5 protein-coding genes and 1 tRNA gene are annotated in these 9,667 nt (G+C 66.3%); 5 read left to right on the top strand and 1 reads right to left on the bottom strand.

Translation table 11 applies throughout. From position 1 onward, the window contains the following. Positions 1 to 42: 42 nt before the first annotated feature. The gene (locus M3C25_RS09695) at positions 43 to 3,822 is read right to left on the bottom strand and encodes a multifunctional oxoglutarate decarboxylase/oxoglutarate dehydrogenase thiamine pyrophosphate-binding subunit/dihydrolipoyllysine-residue succinyltransferase subunit (RefSeq protein WP_259856180.1); all 3,780 of its coding nucleotides are present in this window, start codon (positions 3,820 to 3,822) and stop codon (positions 43 to 45) included. Between the two features lie 99 nt (positions 3,823 to 3,921). Here M3C25_RS09695 and guaB1 point away from each other — a divergent pair, with 99 nt between their 5' ends. The 5 genes from guaB1 (at position 3,922) to M3C25_RS09670 (ending at position 9,569) form a co-directional block, all read left to right on the top strand. Next, positions 3,922 to 5,376 carry a GMP reductase gene (gene guaB1 / locus M3C25_RS09690; protein ID WP_259835251.1) on the top strand — a complete coding sequence of 485 codons (1,455 nt, stop codon included), beginning with the start codon at positions 3,922 to 3,924 and terminating at the stop codon, positions 5,374 to 5,376. Positions 5,377 to 5,627: 251 nt separating this feature from the next. Beyond that, positions 5,628 to 6,983: a hemolysin family protein gene (locus M3C25_RS09685; protein WP_259856178.1), complete on the top strand. Its 1,356-nt coding sequence runs from the start codon at positions 5,628 to 5,630 to the stop codon at positions 6,981 to 6,983. Beyond that, complete coding sequence (locus M3C25_RS09680; protein ID WP_259856176.1) at positions 6,980 to 8,041, top strand: hemolysin family protein; 1,062 nt, start codon at positions 6,980 to 6,982, stop codon at positions 8,039 to 8,041. Before M3C25_RS09685 ends, M3C25_RS09680 begins: the two co-directional genes overlap by 4 nt. A gap of 414 nt (positions 8,042 to 8,455) precedes the next feature. Further along, on the top strand, positions 8,456 to 9,382 hold the full coding sequence (locus M3C25_RS09675) for a M15 family metallopeptidase (RefSeq protein WP_259856174.1): 927 nt from the start codon (positions 8,456 to 8,458) through the stop codon (positions 9,380 to 9,382). Positions 9,383 to 9,496: 114 nt separating this feature from the next. Then, a tRNA-Arg gene (locus M3C25_RS09670) sits at positions 9,497 to 9,569 on the top strand. The last annotated feature ends 98 nt before the right edge of the window (positions 9,570 to 9,667 follow it).

The raw sequence follows: 9,667 nt of genomic DNA, 5'->3' as shown, positions 1-9,667 counted from the left end.
GCCGCCCACGACGATCGAAGTGGACTTCGGGATACTCACGCTTCAGCGCTCGAAGACGCGCTCGATGAGCTCAGCCTGCTCAGCATCGTGGACGAGCTTGAGTCCGGTCGCAGGCGAGGCCGAGGAGGTCCGGGCGACGACGCGGACGTCCCGGCCGAGCACCGGCACGAGGTTGAGCGCCATGAACGGCCAGGCGCCCTGGTTCTCCGGCTCCTCCTGCGCCCAGATGAGCTCGGCGTCGCCGTACTGCTCGAGCACCTCGGCGATGGCATCTTCCTCAAGCGGGTAGAGCTGCTCGACGCGCACGATCGCGGTCTTGTCGTCTCCGGCCTTCTTGCGCTTGGCCACCAAATCCCAGTACAGCTTGCCCGAGACCATGATGACGCGGTCGACCTGCTTGGCATCGACGGAGTCATCGGCGATGACCGGCTCGAACTTGCCGGAGGTGAACTGCTCGACCTGGGTGGCCGCGGCCTTGAGGCGCAGCATCGACTTCGGGGTGAAGACGATGAGCGGGCGCTTGTTGGGTGTGTGTGCGTGGCGGCGCAGGAGGTGGAAGTACGATGCGCCGTTCGAGGGCATCGCCACCGTCATGTTGTTCTCCGCGCACAGCTGCAGGTAGCGCTCGATGCGAGCCGAGGAGTGGTCCGGTCCCTGGCCTTCGAAGCCGTGGGGGAGCAGCAGCACGATGCCGCCGTTCTGCGCCCATTTCTGCTCCGAGGACGAGATGTACTCGTCGATGACGGACTGGGCGCCCTGGGCGAAGTCGCCGAACTGTGCCTCCCAGCACACGAGGGCGTCCTTGCGTTCGACTGAGTAGCCGTACTCGAAGCCCATCGCCGCGTATTCGCTCAGCAGCGAGTCGTAGACCCAGAACTTCGCCTGGTCGTCGCTGAGGTTCGACAGCGGCGTCCACTCGTTGCTGTTCTGGTGGTCGATGATGACCGAGTGGCGCTGGGTGAAGGTGCCGCGGCGCGAGTCCTGGCCGGCGAGCCGGACCGGCACGCCCTCCATGAGCAGCGAGCCGAAGGCCAGCAGCTCGGCGAAGCCCCAGTCGATGCCGCCGGAGCGCGACATCTCCTCGCGCTTCTCCAGCAGGCTCTTGAGCTTCTTGTGCACCTCGAAGTCTTCGGGCACCTCGGTGTGGACCGAGCCGATGCGCTCGACGATCTCCTTCGACACAGCCGTCTTGACGGTGTTGTCGGTCTCGAGGTCGTCGGGTCGCTGGTAGCCCTGGGTGAAGGTGGTGTCCTTCTCGGAGCTGTCCTTCTCGGCTTCCTTGGTCTCGGCGAAGGCGGATTCGAGCTTGGACTGGTAGTCCTTGAGCGCTTCCTTCGCCTCGTCCTCGGTGATGCAGCCACGGCCGACGAGCGATTCGGTGTAGAGCTTGCGCACCGAACCCTTCTTCTCGATGAGCGAGTACATCACCGGCTGGGTCATCGACGGGTCGTCGCCCTCGTTGTGTCCGCGGCGGCGGTAGCACACGAGGTCGATGATGACATCGCGGTTGAACTCCTGCCGGTACTCGAACGCCAGCTGGGCGGCGCGGTAGACGGCCTCCGGGTCATCGCCGTTGACGTGCAGCACCGGGGCGCTGATGATCTTGGCGACATCGGTGCAGTAGTACGACGAGCGGGCCGAGGCCGGCGGGGTGGTGAAGCCGACCTGGTTGTTGATGACGACGTGGATCGTGCCGCCGGTGCGGTAGCCGCGCAGCTCCGACAGGTGCAGCGTCTCAGCGACGACGCCCTGGCCGGCGAAAGCGGCATCGCCGTGGACGAGGACCGGCAGTACAGTGAAGCCACCCTCGCCCTGGTCGATGACGTCCTGCTTAGCACGCGTGATGCCCTCGAGCACCGGGTTGACGGTCTCCAGGTGGCTCGGGTTGGCAGCGACCTGCACCTTCGTCGAGTTGCCCGACGGGGAGGTGAAGGAGCCTTCGGCACCGAGGTGGTACTTCACGTCGCCGGAGCCCTGGAAGCTGTCCGGGGCCATGGTGCCGTCGAACTCGCGGAAGATCTGCGTGTAGCTCTTGCCGGCGATGTTGGCCAGCACGTTGAGGCGGCCGCGGTGGGCCATGCCGATGGTGACCTCGTCCATGCCGACATCAGCGGCCTGGTTGAGGACCTCGTCGAGCAGCACGATCGCCGACTCGCCGCCTTCGAGCGAGAAGCGCTTCTGGCCGATGTACTTCGTCTGCAGGAAGGTCTCGAAGGCCTCAGCGGCGTTGAGGCGGCCGAGGATGTGGCCCTGCTCAGCGCGGGTGAGCTCCTCGTGCGGAACCTCCAGGCGCTCCTGGAACCAGCGGCGCTGGGCCGGATCGGAGATGTACATGTATTCGATGCCGGTGGTGCGGCAGTACGAGTCGCGCAGCAGTCCGAGGATGTCGCGCAGCGGCATGATCGGCTTGCCGCCGAATCCGCCGGTCGGGAACATCCGCTCCAGATCCCACAGCGTCAGGCCGTGCTGGTTGATGTCGAGATCCGGGTGCGAGCGCTGCCGGTAGACGAGCGGATCGGTGTTGGCCATGAGGTGGCCGCGGTTGCGGTAGGCGTCGATGAGTTCGATGACGCGGGCGGTCTTGTTGACGTCGTCCTGGTCGCCGGTGTCGACATCGGGCACCCAGCGCACCGGCTCGTAGGGCAGGCGCAGCGAGGCGAAGACGTCGTCGTAGAAGCCGTCCTTGCCGAGCAGGTACTCGTGCACGGTGCGCAGGAACTCACCGGAGCCGGCACCCTGGATGACACGGTGGTCATAGGTCGAGGTCAGGGTGAGGATTTTCGAGATCGCCAGGCGGTTGATGGTCTCCTGGCTGGCGCCCTGGTACTCGGCCGGGTAGGTCAGCGCGCCGACGCCGATGATGCAGCCCTGGCCCTTGGTCAAGCGCGGGACTGAGTGCACGGTGCCGATGCCGCCGGGGTTCGTCAGCGAGACGGTGGTGCCGGCGAAGTCGTCAGCGGTGAGCTTGCCTTCGCGGGCACGGTCGACGAGGTCGTCGTAGGCGTCGACGAACTCCTTGAACGACAGCGTCTCGGCCTTCTTGACGTTGGGCACCAGCAGCGAGCGGGTGCCGTCCTTCTTGGGCACGTCGATGGCCAGGCCGAAGTTGATGTGGCCGGGCTTGACCATCACCGGCTTGTCGTCCTGGATGTCGTAGTAGACGTTCTGGTTCGGGTTGGCCTTGAGCGCACGGATGACGGCGTAGCCGATGAGGTGCGTGAACGACACCTTGCCGCCGCGGGTGCGCTTGAGGTGGGAGTTGATGACGATGCGGTTGTCGATGAGCGCCTTGGCCGGCAGCGAACGCACCGAGGTGGCGGTCGGAACCGACAGCGACTCGTCCATGTTCTGGGCGATGAGCTTGGCCGGTCCGCGCAGCTTGACGACCTCGTCCTCGCTGGTCTCGTTGTTCGCCGGCTTCGCTGCCGAGGTGGTCGACCGCTTGCGGGCAGCCGCAGCGGACTTCGACTCCGCCTTCTGGGTCTCCGACTCCGTGACCGAGGGCGTGACACCCTTCTGCTCGGTGGAGCTGATCTGCTTCTCCTTGGCGGGGGCGTCCTTCGCAGCGCCGGTGTCCTGGTGGGCGCTGACGTCGTCGCCGGACCTCTTCTGGATCCTCTTCTCAGATGGCTTCTGCGCAGAGGGCTTCGAACCGCCGCCGGAACCGGCCGATCCGTCGCCGTTCTCGAACTTCTCGAAAAACGGCCACCATGACTTGTCCACTGAGTTCTTGTCCGCCTGGTACTGCTCATACAGCTCTTCGACAAGCCATTCGTTTGACCCGAAGTCTTCGACGCTGCGGGTGCTGGTCTGTTCCGACACGGCGGGAATCGCCCTCTTCCTTATCTGGATATTAGACGGTTTGGCACAATATTAGCGCTTCCGCGCGACAATCTCCCGTCTGAAAGGGACACTGGTGCTATGCGTTTTCTCACGGAACATCCTCCACATGACCTGACGTACTCCGATGTCTTCCTCGTCCCGCGCCGGTCGTCGGTGGCATCGCGTTTCGAAGTCGATCTCTCCACCTCGGACGGCACCGGCACGACGATCCCCTTGATCGCGAGCAATATGACAGCGGTGTCCGGGCGCCGGATGGCTGAGACGATCGCCCGGCGCGGCGGCATGGCCGTCCTGCCGCAGGACATCCCGCTGCCGGTGGCCGCCGCCACGATCGGGTGGATCAAGGAGCGCCATACCGTCTACGAGACCCCGGTGCGCGTGTCGGTCGACGACACGGTGCTCTCAGCCCTGCACCTGCTGCCCAAGCGCGCCCACGGCCACGCCGTGGTCGTCGACGACGACAGCCGCGTGCTCGGCACTGTCTCCCGCTCCTCGCTCACCGGTGTCGACCAGTTCACCTCCGTGCACCGAGTGATGGAGCCGATCGAGGAGCCGGTGCAGGCCTCCCGCCTCGACGACCCCACCCGCGAGGTGCTCGCCGGCGTCTACGAAGAGCTCACCTCCCAGCGGCGGGACTTCGTGCCCGTCGTCGACGGGCAGACCCTCGTCGGCGCGGTGACCGCGCAGTCGATTCTGCGCTGCTCGATCTACACCCCGGCCCTCGATGAGCAGGGCCGTCTGCGCGTAGCCGCCGCCGTCGGCGTCAACGGCGATGTCGCCTCCCGCGCCCAGGCGCTCGTCGCGGCCGGCGCTGACGTCCTCGTCGTCGACACCGCCCACGGACACCAGGAGAAGATGCTCGAGGTGCTGGCCGCCATCAGCGGCCTGGAGCTCGGCGTGCCGATCGTTGCCGGCAACACGGTGACCGCTGACGGCACCCGCGACCTTGTCGAGGCCGGTGCCACCATCGTCAAGGTCGGTGTGGGCCCGGGCGCGATGTGCACCACCCGCATGATGACCGCCGTCGGCCGGCCGCAGTTCTCCGCAGTGGCCGAATGCGCAGCCGCTGCCCGCGAGCTCGGCGCCCACGTGTGGGCAGACGGCGGGGTCAAGCACCCGCGCGATGTCGCCCTGGCACTCGTGGCCGGTGCCTCCCAGGTGATGATCGGCTCGTGGTTCGCCGGCACCCTTGAGAGCCCCGGCGATCTGCTCGTCGACCCCGACGGCCGCCAGTACAAGGAGAGCTTCGGGATGGCCTCAGCTCGCGCCGTGGCCGCCCGCACGCAGAGCGACTCGGCCTTCGACCGCGCCCGCAAGGGCCTGTTCGAAGAGGGCATCTCCTCAGGAAAGATGTTCGTCGACCCGGCCCGGCCCGGTGTCGAGGACCTGCTCGATGAGATCACTTCCGGAGTCCGCTCCTCATGCACGTATGCGGGTGCGCGCACACTCACGGAATTCGCCGAGCGCGCCCAGGTCGGCGTCCAGTCCGCGGCCGGCTACCAGGAGGGCATGCCGGTTCATCACTCCTGGTGAACAGGCTGGCATCCGAGATACTCGCCCCGTACCCGAGGCGGTGCTCGCCGCACATGGCGACCACCGCCTCGGGCACGGTAAACTTCTCGCATGACCAGTGACAGTCCCAGCCGGCGTGAAGCCGGCAGCCCCGATAAACCCCGAATACCTGGCATCAGCCCCGCCGCGCGTGACGCGGCCCTGCTGATGCGAAGCTCCACCCGGCGCGTGCGCGCCGTTCACGGTCACCTGTCGGCAGGGGACAGCCGCTGATGGAATGGCTACTCCTCGCACTCGCCCTGCTCCTCATCCTCGGCACCGGCGTGTTCGTCGCAGCCGAGTTCTCTCTCCTCACCCTTGACAAGCACACCGTCGATGAGGCCGTCGCGCGCGGCGATCGCGGCTCGAAGTACCTGCGCAAGGGCATCACACACCTCTCAACTCAGCTCTCTGCAGCCCAGGTCGGCATCACGATCACGACCCTGCTGACCGGCTATCTCATGGAGCCCTCACTCGGTGCGCTGCTGCGCGGGCCCCTGCATGCCCTCGGGTTGTCCGAGGGCGCCTCCGGCAGTATGTCCCTGACGATCGCGCTACTCATATCGACCCTGCTGTCGATGGTCGTCGGTGAGCTCGTGCCGAAGAACATGGCGATATCTTCACCGCTCAAGACCGGCAAGATCTTCGTCCCGCTGCAGTACTTCTTCTCCATTGCCTTCCGCCCGATCATCGCCGTCCTCAACGGCACGGCGAATAAGGCGCTGCTGGCGATGGGCATCGAACCGCAGGAGGAGGGCTCGGCCGGCCGCTCGGCCGATGAGCTCACCGCGCTCGTGCGGCACTCGGCCCAGGAGGGCACGATGAATGAGCAGACCGCCGATCTGCTCACGCGCACACTCAGCTTCTCCCAACGCACCGCCGAAGACGTCATGACCCCGCGCACACGGATGGTCACCGTCAAACGTGAGACGACTGCTGCTGAGATCGTCGAACTTGCCCGCTCGACCGGATTCTCCCGGTTCCCCGTCACCGGCGAGTCCCGCGACGAGATCGAAGGCGTCGTGCACATCAAGCAGGCCGTGGCCGTACCGCTGGCCAACCGCGCCGATGCCTACGCCGCAGGCCTTATGACCGAGGTCGCCGAGTTCCCCGAGACCCTTGCCCTCGATCCTCTGCTCATGGAGCTGCGCTCGCGCGGCACCCAGATGGCCGTCGTCGTCGACGAATACGGCGGCACCGCCGGTGTCGTGACCTTGGAAGACGTCGTCGAGGAGCTCGTCGGCGAGGTCGTCGACGAACACGACCGGCTCTCGGTGACCGTCCGGCCGGCCCGAGACGGTTCGTGGATCATCCCCGGACGGCTGCGCCCCGATGAGGTCGCCGGCATCATCGGCGTCGAGATCCCCGAAGACCCCGACTACGAAACGGTGGCAGGCTTCGTGCTCATGGAGCTCGGTCGGATCCCCGAAGTCGGCGACACCGTCCGCATCGAAGACGCCACCCTGACTGTCGAGCGCCTGCACGGCCGGCGCATCGAACGCCTGCGGCTGCGCCCGGACTACACCACCGTCGAGTGGGATGAGAGCTCCTGGCCGGTCGGAGACTCGAGCGCAGGAGGTCAGCCATGAGCGATTGGCTGGGTCTCGTGTGGCTCGTCGTCCTGCTGCTGGGCAACGCCTTCTTCGTGGCCGCGGAGTTCGGCATCGTCTCGGCCAAGCGCTCGCAGATCGAGCCGAAGGCCGAAGAGGGATCGAAGGCAGCGAAGACGACGCTGTTCGCCATGGAGCACGTCTCGCTCATGCTGGCGATCTGCCAGCTGGGCATCACTGTGTGCTCACTGCTGCTGGGCAATGTCGCAGAACCGGCGATTCACCACCTGCTCGTCGGCCCGATGAGCTTCCTCGGCGTGCCCGAGGCGCTCTCCGGGCCCATCGCCTTCATCATCGCGCTGTCGGTGGTGACGTACCTGCACGTCGTCGTCGGCGAGATGATCCCGAAGAACATCGCGCTCGCCGTCTCCCAGCAGGCGGCCGTGCTGCTCGCCCCGCCGCTGGTGGTGCTGGCCCGCATCTTCGGCTTCGTCATCCGCCCGATGAACGCGTTCGCCAACCGGATCCTCAAGCTCATGGGGGTCGAACCGCGCGACGACGTCAACGCCGCCTACACGATCGAGGAAGTGCAGTCGATCGTCGCCGAGTCCCAGCGCGAGGGACTGCTGAGCGATGACACCGGGCTGCTCAAGGGCGCCCTGGAGTTCTCCGACAAGACCATCGGGGACGTCATGGTTCCGATGGACCGTGTCGTCACCGTGGCCGAGGATGTCACACCTGCGCATATCGAGCAGCTGGTCGCCCGCACCGGCTTCTCGCGCTACATCATCCTTGACAGCGACGGGGAGCCCGGCGGCTACATCCACGTCAAGGATGTGCTCTACGCCGACACGGAGGACGACTATGCCTCCGAGATCCCTGATAAGCGCTTCCGTTCGCTGGTGACGCTGCGCGCTGCCGACGAGATCGAGGACTCCCTCGATTCGATGCAGCAGGCAGGACACCACGTCGGCCGGGTGCTCGACGAGAACCATCGCACCGTCGGCATCCTGTTCCTCGAAGACGTCATCGAGGAACTCGTCGGCGAGGTGCACGATGTCATGCAGCGTGCTCCGCGGGTGCGCAGGGTCGACTGATTCTGCGGCGCCTGCACCGGAATCGAGTGAAATAGCAGAAGTGAAACAACAGTGGAGTCGCCAGTCGCCGACGTATGGCCCGGGCGTGACTGAGACGAGGGACAACACAACAGTTCTGTTACATATCGACACTCGTGGCGATGCGCCGACGAAAGAATTTTCGGCGTATGTGCGCCTGATATGAGACCGTGTACGCGCATGCGCGCTGTAATCGGGTGAATCGCCCGCACGGGTGATGCGCGGGCGGCGAGCGACATGACAACTCGTAACATTGTCGTTATAGTGCTGTGACATGTGGTCGGTCGCCGTGACAACACGGCTGCGGCACAGAGGTGTGACAGCACCACGACAGATTTTGCAGTAGAGACAGTTGGGAGATGAGTAGTGGCACAGGAGCCGACACCATCGGTCGCCATGACTCGCCGCGAACGCCGGGAGCAGGAGAACGCGAACCGCACACTACGTGCATCCTTCCGCATCCCAGGCACCCACCCGAACCGCGCCACCAGCACCGCTGACAGCGCTCTGACCCCGCCTGCCTCCCGCACGCGCAAGGTCGGAGCCGGTGCCGTGGCCTACCGCGGATCCGATGGCTCGCTCGTGCGCTCCTACAAGCGCCGCCGCCTGGCAACTGTCTCGGCCATGGCCTCGGTCTCCGTCGCCGGTAGCGCCATCGCCGCGATGCTGCTCATCGGCAACACCTCCACGCAGGACCAGGTCGCCGCCGGCAGCACCCTCGACGCCGCAGCGACCAACGTCGTCGGAGCCGAATCGGTCCAGACGAACGTCAGCTCCGCCGGCAACGAGTCCGGCACCCAGAACTACGCCGGCGGCGTGCCGAGCGCCAAGAAGGATCGCGACGCCGAGGCCGCCTCGCGCTCCGTCACCCGCACCGTGCTGCCCGGCTGCTCCGGTGAAGCACCCTCCGGTGACTACAGCAACGGCCAGGTTCCCGATGACTACCTGTGCGACGTCGGCATCGGCAAGCACAAGCTGCGCGCAGACGCCGCTGTCGCCTTCGCTGAGATGAACGCCGCGTTCAAGGCCGAGACCGGCAAGGACATGGCCATCACCGACTCCTACCGCACGCTCGAGTCCCAGGTCTCGGTCGCCGGCCGCAAGCCCGGCCTGGCCGCCCGCCCCGGCACCTCGATGCACGGCTGGGGTGTGGCCCTCGACTTCGGCGGCGGTGCCGCCAGCGCCTCGGGCGAGCAGTACAACTGGCTCGTCAAGCACGGCAAGGAGTACGGCTGGGAGAACCCCGCCTGGGCGAAGACCTCGAAGTACGAGCCGTGGCACTGGGAGTACGTCCCGGCCCGCGACAAGATCAAGGGCCAGTGACGCACTGACCCACCGCCGCGTCGCTGCCCGACAGCGCCGCGGCATCGTGGCTCGGCTCACCAGTCACCGGTGCGCGTGACAGCGCACATGAGTGCTAGTATTGTCGAGTTGCCAGCCCGCGTAGCTCAGCGGATAGAGCGTCTGCCTCCGGAGCAGAAGGTCGTAGGTTCGAATCCTGTCGCGGGCGCGACATCAGGCCCGTCACCTGGAAATCCAGGTGGCGGGCCTGCTTCGTCCCCGCTGCCTGTCAGCTGCCGGCAGGACATGTCGCCCCGCTCACACCGA

Origin of the sequence: Brevibacterium luteolum (genome assembly GCF_025147615.1) — a bacterium.
Classification (GTDB): domain Bacteria; phylum Actinomycetota; class Actinomycetes; order Actinomycetales; family Brevibacteriaceae; genus Brevibacterium; species Brevibacterium luteolum.
Note: the sequence above shows the minus strand (reverse complement) of the source record. Positions and strands in the feature narration are given on the sequence as shown.

Coding starts and splice junctions, on each gene's coding strand:
- M3C25_RS09685 (WP_259856178.1), top strand. CDS start 5,628: ATGGAATGGCTACTCCTCGCACTCGCCCTGCTCCTCATCCTCGGCACC.
- M3C25_RS09675 (WP_259856174.1), top strand. CDS start 8,456: ATGACTCGCCGCGAACGCCGGGAGCAGGAGAACGCGAACCGCACACTA.
- guaB1 (WP_259835251.1), top strand. CDS start 3,922: ATGCGTTTTCTCACGGAACATCCTCCACATGACCTGACGTACTCCGAT.
- M3C25_RS09680 (WP_259856176.1), top strand. CDS start 6,980: ATGAGCGATTGGCTGGGTCTCGTGTGGCTCGTCGTCCTGCTGCTGGGC.